General features: G+C 44.7%; 7 protein-coding genes. 1 reads left to right on the forward strand and 6 read right to left on the reverse strand.

Annotation, left to right across the window (positions count from 1 at the left end; translation table 11 throughout):
* Positions 1–140: 140 nt before the first annotated feature.
* Entirely contained in the window at positions 141–2201 is a 2061-nt protein-coding gene (locus NSS66_RS09830) for a glycosyl hydrolase 115 family protein (RefSeq protein ID WP_081326415.1), read from the reverse strand.
* A 257-nt stretch (positions 2202–2458) separates the two neighbouring features.
* Here NSS66_RS09830 and NSS66_RS09835 point away from each other — a divergent pair, with 257 nt between their 5' ends.
* Complete coding sequence (locus NSS66_RS09835) at positions 2459–4402, forward strand: serine hydrolase domain-containing protein (protein ID WP_053325745.1); 1944 nt, start codon at positions 2459–2461, stop codon at positions 4400–4402.
* A gap of 184 nt (positions 4403–4586) precedes the next feature.
* Here NSS66_RS09835 and aspS read toward each other — a convergent pair whose 3' ends face one another.
* From aspS to NSS66_RS09860, 5 genes are all read right to left on the reverse strand, one after another.
* Complete coding sequence (gene aspS, locus NSS66_RS09840) at positions 4587–6356, reverse strand: aspartate--tRNA ligase (protein ID WP_340958849.1); 1770 nt, start codon at positions 6354–6356, stop codon at positions 4587–4589.
* 64 nt (positions 6357–6420) lie between these two features.
* A complete protein-coding gene (fabD, locus tag NSS66_RS09845) occupies positions 6421–8694 on the reverse strand; it encodes an ACP S-malonyltransferase (protein ID WP_340958850.1) in 2274 nt (757 codons plus the stop codon).
* A 31-nt stretch (positions 8695–8725) separates the two neighbouring features.
* Positions 8726–9679, reverse strand: a complete 954-nt coding sequence (locus NSS66_RS09850) for an acyltransferase domain-containing protein (RefSeq protein ID WP_340958851.1) — start codon at positions 9677–9679, stop codon at positions 8726–8728.
* Positions 9680–9739: 60 nt separating this feature from the next.
* Positions 9740–10615 carry an SDR family NAD(P)-dependent oxidoreductase gene (locus tag NSS66_RS09855; RefSeq protein ID WP_025718361.1) on the reverse strand — a complete coding sequence of 292 codons (876 nt, stop codon included), beginning with the start codon at positions 10613–10615 and terminating at the stop codon, positions 9740–9742.
* Between the two features lie 60 nt (positions 10616–10675).
* Positions 10676–19885 (reverse strand): type I polyketide synthase, encoded by a 9210-nt coding sequence (locus tag NSS66_RS09860; RefSeq protein WP_340958853.1) that lies wholly within the window; start codon positions 19883–19885, stop codon positions 10676–10678.
* Positions 19886–19887 lie beyond the last annotated feature (2 nt).

Below are 19887 nucleotides of genomic sequence, written 5' to 3' on the forward strand. Positions count from 1 at the left end.
ACCTACAAGGTTATCTCCATATCTTACGACATGGTTCGATTCTCTTGAAGGTGTTTTGATTTGTCTCCCGTTATGGGGTCAGTCCCCTTCATGGATTGGAAGGTTCTTTTATCAGAAGTCATACAAGTTCTAAGATCCTTTTAATATAATACCTTCTCCAGACAGCGTGCCAACTCATCATCGGGAAGGGGCTTGCGATGCGTATTCTCCAGGTAGATATATTTCTCTGTTTCTGGCATTAAATATTGTTTGGACCACAGGAACATATCCGGACTGTCTCCCTGAAGACGAAGAAATCTCCGCACAGTGTCCGCATGAGAAATAGTGTTATCTAGATTGGTTAACCAATCTGCCCGGTAGAAATGCTCCCATCTTCCAGTTCCTGCGAGCGATAACGCTTCTTTACCCATCCGGTAGCTCCAAACGGCATGAGAAGCTTGTATAAATGCTCTTGGGTAATCTTTTTCAAGGAACAGCCCATAAGCGCTACATAAGCTTGCCAGTCCACGTGAACCACTCAGATGCAGTTCAATCTGCACAAGCAGTTGATTATACAGCCTGCGACATTCATCTTCAGACAACTGCTTCATTATTCGTAGACACCGCTCTCGTAGTTCAACCCAATCCGGGATTGCCGACTCGGCTTTTTCCTTGAACCAGCGTACCTGTTCAGGAAAAGGCCTTTCTCCAGTAGCCCAGTACAGCCGTTCATCACTGCTTTCTTTGCCTTGTAGCCAATACCCCATAATTTGCCGAGCCGGATGGTGATAGAATTCCTCCCCTGCTCGATCATCCTTATGCGGGCCATAAACGATAGTGCAACGGGAATAATCCCGGTATAATTGGGAAATCTCTTGAAGCTGACTACTGTACAGCCGCCCGATAAAATCAGTAAGCTGCTCTTCGGTATCCACGTTACCCTTCGTCCATAAATTTGCTACTAAATCCAGCGTATATACATGTGGCAAAATATTTCCTGAATTGACCAGCAGGTACTCGTCCGCCCCTGTAGTAAACGCTGCTGTCAATTCCTCTACAATCAAGCTGGCTGAGGAAGGAAATTGGGTAAGATGGTTCGACGCTTGCAAGTCGTGGAAGGTCACATGGTAATATACTCCATTCTTACCCCCATCCAGCGCCTCGGGCAATGCTGGTACACGATAATTGAGATTCCCATGGCGCCGAGATACCATTTTACCGTAACCATTGTCTGCCCATATTTTGATCACCCCTTCGGGTACTTCAATATGCCCCTGCTTGTATAACTCGGCAATCTCACCATACATCGCCATACAGCACACGGGCTGCTCCACAAATTCACAGATCATATTGTACTGCTTGCGAACCACATACGATATTAATTGTCCGCGTTTGTCCGGCGTATTAAAGGAAGGATCATCTTCCCAAAAAGGCTTGTCACCCTGCCCGCGAAAAGACAATACCCATACAATTTTCTCTTCCTTCTGCCGTTCAATCGCTTCCTGCCACAGCTGTTCAAACAACTCGGGATGCTCTCTGTAGCTAGCTTGTTTACCCGGAAAGGCGCGCAAAAACATTTCCGCCCCCAACGGCTCGGCATGATGATGTGTGATCCATAAGCCCATGTCTGCTGCAAGCTTATGATGGATACCTGTGCGTGGTAAATCGGTTCCGGGAATCACCATATTTCCACCGCACCGCAGTAACGCTTCAAAAACGGGCTGCCACACCTGCTCCGTTGGTGGATAATCTTCCTTCCAGCCAATCAAGCATACCTCATCATTGACAAACCATCCCCGATATCGGACCTTGGACGGTATACTGTCAACATTCTGACTTGGCAAAACGATGGTATCCCGCTTAGGCGGGAGAAGCTCCGCCCAGAACCAGAACGGCTCCACACCCAGAGCGAAACGGCTGTAATGAAGCAGTCCATAAATAATTCCTAATTCATCACGGCCAATAATATGGAGTACCGTTCCCTTGCTACCAGCAACAAAACGCAGACAATAGCCCTCTGGCCAATGCGGGCAGCTATCTCCTTCCTGCGCATAACGGATAATGATCGAGGGCTCTACTTCTGTTTGCAATGGCTTGCGGCCAAACACTTGCTTATGATCTCGCGCAATCATGTTCCAAGCGTGAGCAATTGGCACACTTTCATCGGTTTGAAGATTGTATCCGCTTTCAGATGAAATAGTTAGAGGTTCACAAGCTTTCATTTATTGTCATCTCCTATTTTTTTCAACTATGAGGATTCTTCTTGTCTTTATTTTATAGGTTGGCAACATACATATAAAGCTGTTCCAACGTAAATATAGCTTTTTTTCGGTAAATCACTTGAGAGTTGAAGCTTAATTCGAGAAAGAAAAAAGTAAGGAACAGGAGAGAAATAAGAAAGACTTGATTGCTACACTAAAAATGTTCCAAAAAACAGACTGCCCTTAAAGATTCAAGTGCAGCAAAAAGGAGACTTGATATGAAATTGAAAAAACGATTTGCCTCTTTGTTCCTGTTGGCATTGATGGCATTTATCCCGGTCCAGGCATATGCTTCTGGGTCCGTTCCAACCACGCCCTCTGGAATTCCGATTTCCGAAATCGAAAACAGAACAGATCAAATTATGAAAAAATATATAGGAACAGCGATTCCTGGTGCTGCGGTTTCCATAGTAAAGGACGGGAAAATTGTTTTTTCAAAAGGTTACGGATACTCAAACATCGAGAAACAAACACCCATGAGTACGGAAACAACCTATATGGAGGCCGGTTCAGTATCGAAATTGTTCACCTGGACGGCAGTAATGCAACTGGTTGAGCAGGAAAAGCTGGATTTGAATACGGACATCCGCACATACTTGCCTGACGGCTTTCTCAAGCCTTCTTTTGATAAGCCTATTACCCTGAAATCACTGATGAGCCACACGGCAGGTTTTGAGGAGCACCTGGAAAAACTTTTGGTTCATGATCCTGCTGATCTTAGGCCTCTCAAGGAGCATATCGCACCCAGAAATCAGCCTGAACAGATTTATGAGCCTGGAACAGTGATTGCTTATTCCAACTATGGGACCAACCTGGCCGGTTATATTATAGAACGTGTATCCGGAATGCCTTTTGAAACCTATATTCAGAAACATATATTTGAGCCTCTAGACATGAAACATTCTTACTTTACACAACGATATGATCTTATCCCAGAGGTTATCGAACATAAAGCAACAGGCTACTCCAAGAAGGATGGAAACTGGGTGGCAAAGCCGAATGTTTTCTTTAATGATGTGCCGGCGGGTGCGTTAAACATTACTTCGGAGGACATGGCTCATTTTATGCTTGCTCATCTGAACATGGAGCATTCCTTAAAATATTCGCTATTCAACAAGAATGAAACCCTGCGAGAAATGCATGAGGCTTCATATACCCACTATCCCGAGCTTCCGGGGAATGCCCATGGCTTTTGGGAACGGTTTGCGGGAGATTATCGTGTTATCGAGCACGGTGGAAATACAGATTCATTCTCCTCTCTGGTCTCTATCGTACCGGATCAAAACTTTGGGATCAGCATCCTGACCAATGTGGAAAATGAAATGTCCGGTGCGAGAAGCGAACTCATTGACCTGTTTGTCGGGGATTCCCACGCTACTCCGCAAGCGGACAGCACGTTGAAGCATAGCGCGGATGTGGCGGGAAAATACCGCTCTGCTCGTGCAGTATCATCTGATATATTGAAGCTTATACCCGTATTATCTAATGCGGAAGAAGTGGTCACAGCCAACGGCAATGGCGGAATCACTCTGAGTATTCCATCCATGAATATTCATGTTGATTATGTAGAAACCAAACCCTATTTTTTTGAACGTGTGACTCCTGGGAGCACTTCTTATGATTACGCGGGCTTAAACATCAGTCGTCTTTTTTTCTTAACCAATGCCGATGGTAAAGTGACGCAGTTGTCATATGGAGTGATCGATGACCAATTGCCGATCTCCTTCCTGCAAACATCCATTTTCAGTTATATTCTAGTGGGGGCATGCGGCATTTGGTTTGCGCTTGGGTTTGTTTTTGGTATTACAGGGTGGCTGCGGAAGCTCAAGGACGCAAGAAAGCAGAAGAGTACTTCGCGGCTTCCCTTCCCTGACAGTGTAACCGTAATACCATTGCTGGGTCTGCTTGTGATCGTCAATCTCATTGCTTCCAGCATCCAATTGATAGGCGACCCCTTTCAGCCTATGTCCAATTTCAATTTGAATATTATCTTTTTCTGGGTACTTGGGCTTGCCTTTGTACCGGCCGCTTATCTTGCTGTAAGAAGATGCAATGTTACCAAAACAACATTGTTAAGAAAGGTATACACCGCGACGCTGATTCTTTCGTTTCTAGCTATTTCGATTTTCCTGTATTCCTATAATTTCTACTTTTTGGCATAGCTCCACTCGATAAGCCTGCCATACCTTCCAGTGTACCGATGAAGATTGCAAAATGAACAACCCCAATCTGAGCTAAATAAAAAAACTCTCCTCTGCATCTAGCAGGGAGAGTTTTTAACACACTCAATGAGATTCAAATACGTGCCGAATTCAGCCTTTGCTTTCAGTATGTTGTTGAAACTGTTTATTCTGTTTCTGGCTGAGTATTTACCAATTTTATATGAACATCTCTCAATTGTTTCTCAGTAACCTCCGAAGGTGCTCCCATTAATAGATCCTGCGCTTTGCTATTCATTGGAAAAGCAATAACCTCTCGGATATTCGATTCATTTGCAATGATCATAACAATCCTATCAATTCCAGGTGCTATACCTGCATGAGGCGGCGGCCCAAATTGAAAAGCATTAAAGAGTGCAGGAAATTTACTCTTGATATCTCCATATGTATAACCTGCAATCTCAAAGGCTTTTACCATAATCTCCGTATCATGGTTACGGACAGCACCCGAGGACAGTTCAATCCCATTACATACAATATCATATTGGTACGCTAGGATATCAAGAGGATTCATATTCAGCAGCGCATCCATACCACCTTGTGGCATCGAAAAAGGATTATGGCTAAACCCAATTTTATGAGTATCAGGATCCAATTCAAACATAGGAAAATCAACTATCCAGCAAAATTTATATATATCCTTTTCCAGCAAATCTAGTCTTTTTCCTAATTGATTTCTGACAGCACCGGCTATTTTTTCGACATTTTCAAGTTGATCAGCAGCAAAAAACAGTGCATATCCTGAACTAGCTTGCGTAACATGTATTAATTCGTTTTTCACCTCTTCAGAGATGAATTTTGCAATAGAGCCACTAAGAGACATATCATCGTTGAACTTAATCCATGAGAGGCCTTTCGCTCCAGACTCAATAGCAAAGTTTACTATATCGTCATAAAAGCTTCTTGGCTGTGCTCCACAACCAGGAACAGCAATAACTCTTATCGTTTTATTTTTAAATACTTTAAAATCAGTCTCTGTAAACAGCTCTGTAACATCATGGATAATTAATGGATTTCTTAAATCAGGTTTATCGCTCCCGTATTTGAGCATGGCTTCTTGATATGGAATCCTGGTAAAAGGCTTTGAGATTTTAAAATTTGTAAATTCAGAGAAAACTTCATATAGCATATTTTCAACTACATTAAAGACATCTTCCTGTGTTGCAAAAGCCATTTCCAAATCCAGCTGATAAAACTCGCCGGGTGATCTGTCTGCCCTTGCATCCTCATCTCTAAAGCACGGAGCAATTTGAAAATATTTATCAAAGCCCGAAACCATTAATAATTGTTTAAATTGTTGTGGTGCTTGAGGCAAGGCATAAAATTGGCCTGGATGCACTCTACTAGGAACTAAATAGTCTCTGGCGCCCTCTGGAGATGAACTTGTCAGGATAGGTGTCTGGATCTCTAAAAAATTCAAATCGATCATCTTTCTTCTGATACTTTGAATTACTTTAGAACGAAGTATAATATTATTGTGTATTTTTTCATTCCGTAGATCCAAGAAACGATACTTTAATCTTAAATCTTCCCGAGCTTCATTTGCTAAAGATACTTCAAAAGGTAATGGATTCACTACCTTCCCTAAAACTTTTATCTCATTAGCAGCTAACTCAATATGTCCGGTTTTCATAGTGGGACTAATCGTATTTTCAGATCTGTTACATACAGTGCCTGTAACAGAAATAGTTGACTCTCTGCTGATCTTTGATACAAAATCTTTCAATTCGTTATTATCAGAAACAACAATCTGCGTTACTCCATAATGATCCCTAAGGTCAATAAAAACAACCCCGCCATGGTCACGTATATTTTTTATCCATCCTGCAATTCTCACTACTTCGCCGACATGTTTTTGATCCAATTCTCCACAGTTATGAGTCCTATAACTATGCATGAAAAACCCCACTTTCTTTTATCCCTATCATCTTAATGATTTCTATTTTTCTTCACACATATACTCACATTATCGTTAAAGCTTTATACCTTTCATTCAGATATTCCGCAGTTTCAACCATTATTTTTTGTCCTATTTCGTCAACATGCCTGTTCTTCCAATTCTCAAAGACTGTTCCCTTAACCCATTGGTTAAAAGCGCCGAGGGCTGGTCCGCAGTGTACTTGATAATCAACCTTACTGTGTTTGTCTCCATTCATTGCAAGTCGTGTAGAATAAGTAAAGTACCATCTAAATATCAACGCCATCTTACGTTTAGGAATTCTTTCAGCTTTTTCAATGATCTCAGCCGGGTAATAAGCTTTAATATCTTCATATACTTGTTCAATACTCTTCTTAAAATACTTTTCTTCAATATATTTTTTGGTTCCGCTATCAATTTCATCTATGGAGTTATAATTACGGTAAAGATCATATAATTTATTCGCCCTGGCCGGGAAAAAAACTCCTTTTTTCATAACCTGAATCTTCGCTCCCATTTCAAACATATCTCCTGCGGGAGCGTAGTCTGTATCCTGTATATTTAACTGCTGGAGCAAATCCTTTACATCATCACTTGTCCCTGCTTCAACCGTACATTGGTTGATTGAGCCTGTCATGATAAAATCCGCACCCAGTATAAACGCTGCCGCAGCAGCTTGTGGAGTCCCTATCCCCCCGGCTGCCCCTACCCTTATACTTTTATTGTATTTATACTTAAGTAACGCTTCATCCCTCATTTTAAGCATTAACGGAACCAGTACATATGCAACAGCATGATCAGTATGCCCGCCTGAATCAGCCTCGACACACAGATCGTCTACCATAGGAATTTCCATCGCCATCCGGGCCTCATCCCGGCTTATCCTATTTTCCTCGAGCAGTTTATTTACGATATTCTGAGGCGCAGGACTTAAGAATGCCTCCACAACCTCGGGTCTTGATACTTTCGCTATAATCCTGTTCTGCGGTGTTACGATCCCCTTTTCATTTCGTTTCAAACCCTTCAATCTGTACCTTACCAAAGAAGGCGTTATACTCATGAACGCAGAGGCTTCAATAGTTCTAACACCGTATTTTATGTACAAATCAACGATGTTATTTTCTATTTCCAGGTGATCGGGAACATGAATAAGATTCATTCCATAGGCTTCGCCTTGGTTCAATTCTTGCTGAATATACTTTATAGCTTCCTCAAGGGCCCCAATCTTGACTCCCCCTGCCCCAAAGAATCCCATCATTCCTGCCTTACCTGCTTTTACGACCATCTCTTTTGAAGATATTCCCTTATACATCGAACCCATAAGATACGCGTATTTAAGTCCATAATATTGTTTGAATTCGCTATGACCAAGAGACTCCGCCGTAAATCGTTGGCCGGATATACTATTCTTCGACTTTACTTCCTGTACCTGCTCGCTACGTTCCTCATCCTCCCTCACAATCAGCGGTTCTGCGTCTCGTTGTATTGCGTTAACCAACCCTGTTATGACTTTTCCAGGCCCAACCTGTATGAACTGGGTTACATTTTTACCCATTAGATATCTTATACTTTCCGACCATTTGACTGGACTTACGATCTGGTTGATCAGCGTACTCCTTACATCTTGCTGCCTGTAGGGTCTGGCATAGATATTTGAAATGACTGGTATTTTCAATTTTGAGAATTCGAACTGTGACGCATAGGCCTCAAATCTCTGTCTGGCATCTTCCAAATACCTGGAGTGAAATGCTCCACTTACATTTAAAATCACATAGTTTGTGGCTCCTGCATCCTCAAAAATTGGCTGCGCCTGCTCAATCATGTCCTTCGGTCCTGAGATGACAATCTGGCTTGGCGAATTAAAATTAGCAACATCAATCTCCCTTAAATTATTTTTCTCGATAACTTCTCTAAATACTTCCTCGTTCAAGCCTATGACCGCTGCCATACCACCACCGGCAGCCTTGACCATCAGTTCTCCTCTTTTTTTAACCAGCTTCAAGCCCGTTTCAAAGTCAAATGCCTCTGCGGCAAATAAGGCATTGTATTCACCTAGGCTATGTCCTGCAACATAATCGGGTTTTCTTCCAGTCTCTTTTAATTTATTAAGATAACTCAAAGCGTTTACGACAAATAGCGCCGGTTGGGTAAAATCCGTTTGTCCTAGTTGATTGGCAGGATCTTCAAGACACAGTTTCTTAATAGAATAACCAAGAATAGCATCCGCTTTTGCAACCAATTCCTGAAATTCGTCAAATAGTCCTACTCCCATGCCTTTGGCTTGAGCCCCTTGTCCAGGGAACAGATATGCGATCATTTGTGTCCTCCTTTTTGCTAGTGAATGCATATTAGTCGAATATTTCAAATAGACGATCCAAATTTTTCATATCGTTTTGAAAAGGTGAAAGAATAGAACAAATACTTGCCATTTTCTTGTTACCAAAATTGTACTTCACAAAATTAGCAAGAGTGCCCGAGGGGCCAAGGTCAATATAGATGACCCCGTCCCCGTCTCCCAGACATTTTAAAGCGTTCCGAAAACGGATAGGTTTTCTAGTGACATCCCAAAGAAAACGGTTGTCAAGGGATGTCGCCTTTCCTCCGTACATAGATGAAACCATATTTATAGTCGGATTCCTTAGGGGCTTAAGCTTTAAATACGCTGTATATTCCAAGGCTATAGGGTCCATTAAGGAAGAGTGAAAAGCAAACTGGACCGGTAATCTTTTACATATAATCTCATTTGCTATCAAGTAGCGTTCAATTTCTTCCAGTTCCTCATAGCTTCCAGAAATGACAAAATGCGAGTCATAGTTGATTGATGCTAACTCTGAGTTGGCATTCAATACGGATATTTGGTCATACAGACTGAGGTCGCCAATTACGGCCAGCATGCCACCCTTTGGACAGTAGGTTTCTACCATTTGTGCTTGCTTGACAAGGCATTGAAGAGTATTTTCATAACTCATACAACCAGCCACAGCAACAGATGCAAACTCACCGAGGCTGGAACCCAAAACGTAATCAGGATAAATCCCCTGTTCCAGTAATACCTGTGTGAGGGCATACTCCACCATGAAAATTGCAGGGTGAGTATATAACAGGTTATCAAACACGTCTCCTCTCCCACGGTTGTCGTCGTACAGCATTTTTAATACGGACCTGCCTGTAATATCCGTATGAATCTCATCCAGCTTAGTCATCCATTTTCGGAAAACTGGATTTAACTTAAATAATTCTCTTCCCATGCCGTAGTATTGTGAGCCTTGGCCTGAAAACATAAAAATCACAGATCTGTCCATTCTAACCTCCACAACACACTCATTGATAAAATCCCATTAAAACGATTTAAAACAAATATTTCACAGTAAATTGCGAACTAATTGCATTTGGGAAGGTGTGGGATTGCTTTCGTTAAGGACATTCTCCATATGTTGTCTTATTGCAGGTTTGAATTTCGGCTCTGTTATGATATATAGCTGCCCTTTTTTGATTCCCTCAAACATCTGATTTGCTACATCCTCTGGAAGTATTCCATTCTGGACAGCCTTGCGGGCCAATTGATTAATGACTTGTCTTTCCGGGGGAAGATTTCCTAGTCCGGTCTGCTTACTCAGCTCCGTCGGTCGGTTCCGTTCCGCATCCATAATTTGGGTGCGTACGAACCCGGGGCAGACAACCGAAACTCCTACATTGGAACCTATCAATCTGAGTTCTTGGTGTAGCGTTTCAGACAAGCTTAAAACGGCATGTTTTGACGCGCTATATATGCCATTACCAGGGCCGGACAATAGCCCGGCGATGGAAGCTGTATTCACAATATGACATGCGGTTTTCTGTTTCAGCATAATAGGAACAAAAATTTCAGTTGCAAAGAGAATCCCCCATATGTTTACGTTTATTACCCACTGCCAATCCGCCACCGTATTTTCCCATAATAAGCAGCCCGTGCCGGCGTCCACCCCTGCATTGTTGAACAAAAGATGCACAGCCCCAAATGTCTGAACCGTTTTTTGCGCTAATGCACGTATATCAGCTTCTTTGGAAATATCCGTCACCACGGATAACGTTTCTGCACCCATGTCTTTCAATTGTTTTTCGGCCCTTAGAAGGGCCTCCTCCTCAATATCCGCGAGGACGACCTTCATGCCCTCATTTACACATCGATCCGCAATAGCACGGCCAATCCCACTGGCGGCTCCCGTAACTACGGCTATCTTATCTTTAAATTCCCTCATGATTTACCTCCAGAATATTTTGTATTTTCCATCTGATAGTGATCGGTTCCCTGTTTATGTTTAAAACAGGGTTATCGGTAGGGGGATTCTGCGAACATCTTTATCCTCATGGAGTGCCTCCCATGAAATCCTGCCCCCCTGGCTCCAATACATCGCTATATTTTCCATATTTTTCTCCTCTAGCAGCAATTGAGAAACGGTCTCTCCTATTTTCCCTGAGAGAAGCGCACTCGTATTTGAGTCTTCTGCACTTTCTCCTATAAATAAAGGAATAGATGCCCCTTCGGGCCCGTTGCCGCTATCGGCTATTTCGAGAAGTTCCCTAAGACCCGTGAGTAGATCCTGCCGCGTATTCGCTACGATTGCCGCCCGGCATGTCATCGCTTCGCGGCCTGTCTGAAGTGTAAAGGCAATATCTTGTAAGGCATCATCGCTCTGCTGCTCCAGATATCCCAGTAATTGATTGGCAAGCGCCATCAGTCTCTCACGATTTATGTCCGAGAGAATCACCACTTGGGGCTGATCTGCCACTCGTAAATGAATGTTGTCTTTTTCTGAAGGGATATATTCTTCCAGAATGAAATGCACATTAGAGCCTCCCGCACCAAAGGAGCTTACGGTTGCCCGCAACGGGAATTCCCGTTCTTCTCCCTGAATCTCAATTACAGGCCGCTCCCATTCCTGAACCTCCCGTTGCAAATAAAATGGAGTATTACTGAAATTAATATTAGGGTTAAGCTTCTCGGCCTTAATGGTAGGAACCAGTTTTCGATGCCACAATTGCAATATGACCTTGGTTAGCTGTGATATTCCCGAAGCCGCTTCTGCATGCCCTATATTGGATTTGACTGAGCCAATGGCACAAAATTGCTGCTCAGTCGTAAATTTCTGGAATGCTTTATTCAAAGCAGCAAGTTCAATAGGGTCTCCCAATGTAGAACCATTTGCGGCTGCCTCTACATAACTGATCGTCCGGGGGTCTATACCGGCTTTCAAAAAGTTTTCTTCGACTAGTTGCGCCTGCGCATTTGGGTTAGGGATTGTATATCCATTGCTATGTCCCCCATGATTGGTTGCCGTGGATTTAATAACCGCTAAAATGCAATCTCCATCCTGTACAGCCTTATGAAGCGGTTTTAAGAGTACCGCTCCAACTCCTTCCGCTGGAAGGTACCCATCCCCATCTGCAAAGCTTCTGCTATCTTCATGACTTCCAATCAACTGATTTTGACTGGATTCAATATACTTTTTGGGACTGGTCAATAGATTCCCCCCGCCAGCTACCGCTATTTGACACTCTCCCCTGATCAGGCTTTCACATGCCATATGGACAGCTACAGCTGAGGAAGAGCTCATCGTATCAATGGATATGCTCGGTCCCTGGAAATTGAAATAATGCGACATGGGGTTTGCGACTGCAACAGACCCAAATGATGTTACCCGTTGGGCAGAGTCCGGTTCGATATCACAGGAGCAGTATTTATGATACGTAGCGCCCACATAGACGCCAACTTTATTCTGGTGTTTCTTCTGTATTGCCTCTCGCGTATATCCTGCACTTTCAAGCAAATTCCATATTATCCCCAGGAAGAGTTGCTCCATCGGGTCCATTAAACTGATCTCATAAGGGGTGAGATGAAAGAATGCTGGCTCTGACAAGCTTATTCGTTCCATGAAACCGCCCCACTTGCAGTAGGTTTTTCCCGGCTTGTTTCTCTCCTTGTCAAAATAAAGATCGTGCTCCCAACGGTCTTTTGGAACTTCGGTAATGCAGTCCTTGCTATCTTGGAGATTGCTCCAGAACTCCTGAAGATTTTCCGCCCCTGGATATTTCCCGGACACCCCGATGACAGCAATGTCCATCGCTCCTGTTTCTTGTTTCTTCTCCTCCTGAGGCTCTACCTCGGTTGCCGAAAATTGGGGACGACGGAATATCGGAGAAGGGGCTTTTACCTGCTCCATACCAAACCATTCAATTAATTCGCCTCGATGCGATTCCAGAAAATATTCTATTAAACTCTGGATATTCGGATATTCAAAAAGTAAGGTCCTCGATAGCGGGCCGAAGTTTTTTTCCAGCTCATCGGTTAATTCCATTGACTTTATGGAGTCAACACCATAGTTTTCTAGATTTTTGTCCTCTTCAATGCGATGTTCCGGCAGTCCAGTGGACGAAGAGAGCAGGCTCTTTAGGTAACTTGTCATTTTTTCACGCAGCAGCTCTTCTTCCTGGCTGGACACTACCTTATTTGTTATAGAAGTTGTGTCGGCTTTTGCACCCGCTGCTGCTGCCTGACCTATGCCAAACAAAGCGATCAACTCGTCTCGATAGGCTTCCACAAAATATTCCGTCAAACTCCGAATATCTGGATATTCAAAAAATAGAGTCCTCGACACCTGATAGAACGTTTTCTCAAGCTGGTCGGTCAACTCCATAGACTTTATAGAATCAACCCCATAATTTTCAAAAGGTGTATTCTCTTCGATTCGATATACGGGCAGTTCGATGGACGTTGAAAGCAGGGTCTTCAAGTAATGGACCGTCTTTTCACGCAGCAGGTCCGCTTCTCTGCCGGACACTTCCTTGCTTGCTGCAAAAGTTGTGTCAGCTTTCGCGCCTGTCACCGCTACCTGATCTATGCCAAACAAAGCAATCAATTGGTCTCGATAGGCTTCCACAAAATATTCCGTTAAACTCCGGATATCCGGATATTCAAAAAATAGAGTCCTCGACACCTGATAGAACGTTTTCTCCAGCTGGTCGGTCAACTCCATAGACTTTATAGAGTCAACCCCATAATTCTCAAAAGGTGTATTCTCTTCGATTCGATAAACTGGCAGGCCAATGGACGATGAAAGCAGAGTCTTCAAGTAATGGACCGTCTTTTCACGCAGCAGGTCCGCTTCTCTGCCGGACACTTCCTTGTTTGCTGCCACAGTTGTGTCAGCTTTCGCGCCTGCCACCGCTACCTGATCTATACCAAACAAAGCAATCAATTGGTCTCGATAGGCTTCCACAAAATAATCCGTTAAACTCCGGATATCCGGATATTCAAAAAATAGAGTCCTCGACACCTGATCGAACGTTTTCTCCAGCTGATCGGTCAACTCCATAGACTTTATAGAATCAACCCCATAATTTTCAAAAGGTGTATCCTCTTCGATTCGATATACGGGCAGGCCGATGGACGATGAAAGCAGAGTCTTCAAGTAATGGACCGTCTTTTCACGCAACAGGTCTTCTTCCTGGCCGGACTCTGTCTTGTTTGCTGTGAAGGGAACGATGTTAGCTTCTGACCCGAGCGCCTGATCCCGAGATGCTTTACCGCTTTCTTCAAGCTGTCCCTCCATGACCATCATTGTGCTGATTAGATCTACGTCTCCTTCGATCACCATGACCTGATCCGAAATACAGGCTATGCTTTGGTACAGGGCGCTCATTCCTGTCTCTGTCCTCATCGCATACATACCCACCTTCTGCATGGCCTTCTCCGTCTCCTGGTCAGGCCGCATTCCGCCATCTTTCCATAACGGCCAATTGATGGACAGCGTTTTGCCTGTACGCTCCATGGAGGTTACCAAGGTATTGCGGTACCAGGCATATGCGTCCATAAAAGCATTCGCGGCAGCATAGTCAGACTGACCTGCATTACCACCCACTCCCGAACCTGACGAAAAAAGGATAAAGAAGTCAAGAGCAATGTCCTTACTGGCTTGGTCCAGATTTACCAGTCCCGCAACCTTGGGCGCCAGCACTGCCCTGAATTCCAGGCTAGTCTTTTTAATAATATAGTTATCCTGGATTATTCCAGCACTGTGCAGGATGCCGTTGATTCCGCCGTATGTCTGTTTGATATCTTCAATTAAGCCAACCACAGCTTCCTTCCGCGTGACATCCGCCTGCTTGTATTCTACCCGGGCGCCCAATGCCTTCAATTCCTCCAATGAAGTCTGCTTGTCCTGATCCAGTAGGGAACGTCCAGTAAGAATCAAAGTCACTTCCTTGGCCTGACGCGCAATCTCTTTAGCAAAAATAAGACCTAAACCCTTTGCTCCTCCAGTAATCAAATAAACCCCGCGGTCTTTCCATGGAATATCCGGTGTCTCTGACGGCATTTCTGCTTTACTCCAGACAGGAATCCAACGTTTGCCTTCTGCAAACCGGATGCGGCTATCCGCAGGGTGTCGGCTGTTCGTCTTTAGTATTTCGATGAGCCCTTCCATTTTTTCTGTATCCTCAACTTCAATTAACTGACCATAGATCTTTGGATTTTCCTTTTGCGCAGTTTTGAGTATGCCGCACAGCCCAGCGAAGAGCAGCTTTTCATGCTGAGGCATCGTTACAATCTGCACCAGCACCTTGCCTTTGGGTTTGTCATTCAGGATACTTTTTATTTTTTCAAAAACCTGGACGGCATACTTTTCGAAGCGCCGATCAACCTCTTCCATACCGGATTGCAGAGCGATACATTCCATTCCTGCCAAGGAGAACTCGATATCTCCTGCAGCAATGGTATCTGTTTCGCAAAGCATTACCACATGTCGTTCGTAAGTGGGAACCATCGTGTCCTCCGCAACCGCCTGTTCTTTCCAGAAGGGTTGGAGCATCATTACACCAGGTGTTTTCTCACATGCGCCCACTACCTTGTAGGAGCATCCTTTTATACGCACGCAGACTTGGCCTGCCTCATCACACAAATCAATGTCATACTTCTGCGTATTATGACCAGCCCCGCTTCCTCTGCTATACCGGATCAACGCCCACATTTCACAGGGACATTCCCGAAAAATTTCGAGTCTCTCAATGGCAGTCGGCCGTATTTTCTGTAGAGGGTCAATGCCTGAAGGCCGCATGATATTTTCATCATTCGAAAACAAGTATGCCAGCGGCATTTGCAAAGCAGCATTTATTATAAAGGGATGCAAAACAAATAAGCCCTCAGTATTCCTAATACCGGAAGGCAACGATAGCTTGGTCAGCACTAACCCCTGTCCTATATGCACTTGTTCATTGGCCTGATGTTCCGGACTGTAGTCGGCTCCCATGCCCCACACTGCTTCATCGTCTATCCCAGGCGAAACATGCTGAAAGCACTCCATCTGCAAAGCCTGTATATCCCACGTTTCCGCTTCATTTAACATCTTCAGTTCGGCACTACCCTGGCTGTGTAAGACAGGGTCCCCGGCTTCTGTTAATCTGCTATAGATTTTGAAGCCAATCGCTCCTTGATCTCCCGGAAAGAGCCCTATATGTATTTCTAACGGCTGATCTCCTATAGCGGGAGCATGTGTCCATACAATATCTTTAATAATGATGTTTGCCTGACCCTTCTCCTGTACTGTTAACGACTGCTCCACCGCTGCCCGCACCATTTCAAGGCATGCCGCTTCTGACAGGACAAGCTTTCCGTCAACTACGGAGTCCTTCAGATAAAACTCCTGGCCGCTAAAGGTTGAACTAAATCTTTGCTCAGAAAGTACGGAGGTGTTTTGATGCAGTAATGGATGTAGATGTGCAGCCACATTGGCGAACGGCTTTTCTTCATCTACATGTATCCAATATCGTTCTCTGGCAAAAGGATATGTGGGTAAAGGGATACGGCGGGGCTGGACATTATCGTAAAGTCTGCTCCAGTCCATATGGACACCCTTGACCCACAAGTCTGAGATTCTGCCGTACTTTTCCGCTAGAATCTGTAAATCAACCGTTTCATCGAGCGTTTTCTCCTCTGAGGCCATGTTCAAGCTCTCCTTGTCCCGCTTGGCCTGTCCCCGGTAAAGGTGTGCAATACTCTGTTTTCCTCCAATAAAGTCCCGCAACTTGTTTTTAAGTTCCTCCACTGACTCAACGACCACAGCGAGGCGCTCTTCCATCGCCTCACGTCCTGTTTGCAAGGTATAAGCCACATTCACCAGATCGTGATCGGAAAACTCATTCCGATCCATTGCAGCAGCCAATTGGCTTACCTGCTCCTTCAATGCTCCGTCACTTTTTGCCGACAGAACTATGACGACCGGTCTTGGAGGAGTAAAGGGATTTTGAAAGTCATCCTGTTCCGCAGGGAGGTATTCCTCAAGGACAATATGGGCATTAGCCCCACCGGCTCCAAAGGAAGATATCCCGGCGATCCTCGGGTATTCCCGTTGTTCGCCATCCTCCTCCACTATCGGACGCTCCCATTCAGAAAGTCCCTGTTGGACTACAAATGGCGTTTTGGAAAAGTTTATATTAGGGTTCAGTTTTTGGGAATGCAGGCTAGGGGCAATTTTCCGGTTTTTCATTTGCAAGATGATTTTAGCGATGCCTGCAATCCCTGCGGCCGCCTCTAAATGGCCTATGTTTGATTTTACCGAGCCGATAGCACAAAACCCCGTGTCCTGCGTATCTTTCTTAAATGCCTGGGTAAGCCCGGTGACTTCAATAGGATCACCGAGCTCCGTTCCAGTACCGTGGGCCTCAATATAACTGACTGCCCGGGCATTTACGCCTGCTTTATCAAAAGCCTCTCTAATCAGTTCACCCTGTGCTACCGGGTTAGGCACGGTATACCCGTTTGTTTTTCCTCCATGGTTGATACGGGTTCCCCGAATAACCGCATAGATATGGTCCTTGTCTGCAATGGCTCGTGACAAAGGTTTGAGCAGCACAACCCCTGCACCTTCGCCAGGGACAAATCCATTCCCGCCTTCCCCAAAGCTTTTACACCGCCCCTCAGGCGATAGCATTCTCATCGTACTGAGAAAGATATAGCTTGAAGGATGAAGATATAAGTTGACTCCTCCAGCAACAGCCATCTCGCATTCACCGTTATAGATATGCTCACAGGCCTCGTGAATTGCAGTTAATGAGGAAGAGCACATGGTATCAACCGGGATACTGGGCCCCTTTAAGTTCAAGAAATAGGATATTCTGTTGGCTACCGAGCTGAAGGAGGTTCGCGGAAATACGGGTTGTCCTTGTTCCCACAGCTTTGGTCCATATAGATTGAACCCCGTTCCCGTAATTCCTGCAAAGACGCCAATCCGGCCATTATACTGTTCGGCGAGCTGTTCCCTGCTATATCCTGCATCCTCGAAAACCTTCCAGCATTCTTCCAGGAATATTCGCTCCTGAGGATCCATACTCATTGCTTCCCGGGGAGATATATTAAAGAAGAGAGGATCAAAATCTGCAAAATCCTCCACGAATCCTCCATATTTACTATAGCTTTTGCCCTTCTCAACCGCTTCTTTGATGTCAGAATAGTAGAAACCTTCCCTCTTCCAGCGTTCCGCAGGAATTTCTGTTATACAGTCTTTGCCCTGTTCCAAATTACTCCAGTACTCTTCCATATTTTTGGCCTGCGGATATCGTCCGCTTATACCAATAATCGCTATTTGCTCGTGTTTCACACGGTCTCTGTTAGTATCCGTGTTGCGGATACGATTGTTTTCTTCCTTTGGCAGGGTTGACAAAGAAAACTCGCTGGCAGCATGCAAGGTTGCGGAAATGGAGACGGATTTCTCTTCCGTCTTTATCGGGCTTCCGAGTCCTGTCCACCGTACGCATTCCTTGTGATAATCAGCAATAAAATATTCGGCCACTGCCTCCAACGTCTGATATTCATAAAACAAGGTCATTGATATTTCTCCAAAAATGCCCTGCAGCTTTTGATTAAGCCTTGTAATCATGATGGAGTCAATGCCATAGCTCTCTAAAGGCTCGCTGACATCAATCTTGTCAATGCTCAGCTTGGTAACTTCTCCAAACAATAGTTTTAGCTGATATAAGGTTTTTTCTAGAAGCAGTTCAAGATTCACCTCTGAAGAAGCTGACTCTTCAACATATTCTTTCTCCTGTGGTTGGGACGCCAGGAAATACTTTTGCAATTTGGATTGCTCACCTTCTATTACTAATAACTGATTCAGGCCAGCGGCCAGACCGTTATATAAAGCCTGGATACCGTTTGAAGCTTGCATGGCTACCATGCCAATACTTTGCCAAGCCCTCTCCGTGTCATCGTCCACATGCATCCCTCCATCCTTCCAAAGAGGCCAATTGACAGATAGCGTCTGCCCTTTGCGCCCCTTTGAGGATACAAGGCTGTTTCGATACGCGGCATAGGCATCCATAAAGGCATTAGCGGCAGAATAGTCGGCTTGACCGGGGTTGCCCATAATCCCAGCTATTGAGGAGAAGAGAATAAAGAAATCCAGATGTAGCTCCTTGGTCCCCTGATCTAAGTTCACCAGTCCGGCAACCTTTGGTGCCATTACTTCCGCGAACTCTTCCTGTGATTTATTCATAATAAAACGATCCTGTATTACTCCAGCACTATGAAGGATACCATCAAGGCCTCCATACTCTTCCCTGATCTCAAGGATCAATTTGGAGACCTCTTCCTTCCGTGCTACATCTACCTGTCTGTACTCAACGCGGGTCCCCAGCGCCTTCAACTTCTCCAATATGGCCTGTTTGCCTTCGTCTAGATTTGAACGGCCTACAAGAACTAGCGTGGCTTCCCTGACTCGCTGGGCGATATCCTCCGCAAAAATAAGTCCTAAACCTCCTGCACCACCTGTAATCAAATAAGTCCCCCGATCCTTCCAGGGCACTCTTCCCGTTGTCTCAGTGGGTTTCATCTCGTTCCAACCGAGAACCAAACGTTTACCATCCTCATACCGTATTCTTTTATCCTTTGGATATTGACTGTTCTCTTTTAAATTCTCAATCATTTCTTCCAGACCTGCTGATTCCAATTCTACGAATTGTCCTACGATTTTCGGGTTTTCTTTCTCAGCTGTCTGCAGTAATCCCAATAGTCCTGCGAAAGGTTGCTGTGCGCTTTGTGCGGAAACTGCAATCTGTATCAGTACGCTACCCTTGGATTCCTCTGTGAGAACCATTTGCACTTCCGTGAGCAGCTGGAGGGCATACGCCTGAAAGCGTTCATCCATGCTGCTTTGGCTGGCATGCAGCCTGATGCAACGGGTTCCTTTCATGAGCGATTCAATGCTTCGCTCCGCGAAATGATCCAGTTCGCAAAGCACCACCAGATGCTGGCTAAATTCAGGGCGTGCCACTTTCTGGAGAGCAACTTGCTCTTTCCAGAAAGGCTCAAGCATAAGGACTCCCGTATCCGCCAAGGACCCCGCAGTCCTTGTTCCGCTTTGCGGGGCCTCATGTGAAACCATTTGAGCTTGAAATTGGCGTATTTTTACAATGGCATCCTCTTTCTGTATCCGTCCGCTTTTTACCTCGCCTAGAATATATTGAAAAAAATCCTTCATCT

Origin of the sequence: Paenibacillus sp. FSL R10-2748, from assembly GCF_038005565.1 — a bacterium.
Taxonomy (GTDB): domain Bacteria; phylum Bacillota; class Bacilli; order Paenibacillales; family Paenibacillaceae; genus Paenibacillus; species Paenibacillus polymyxa_B.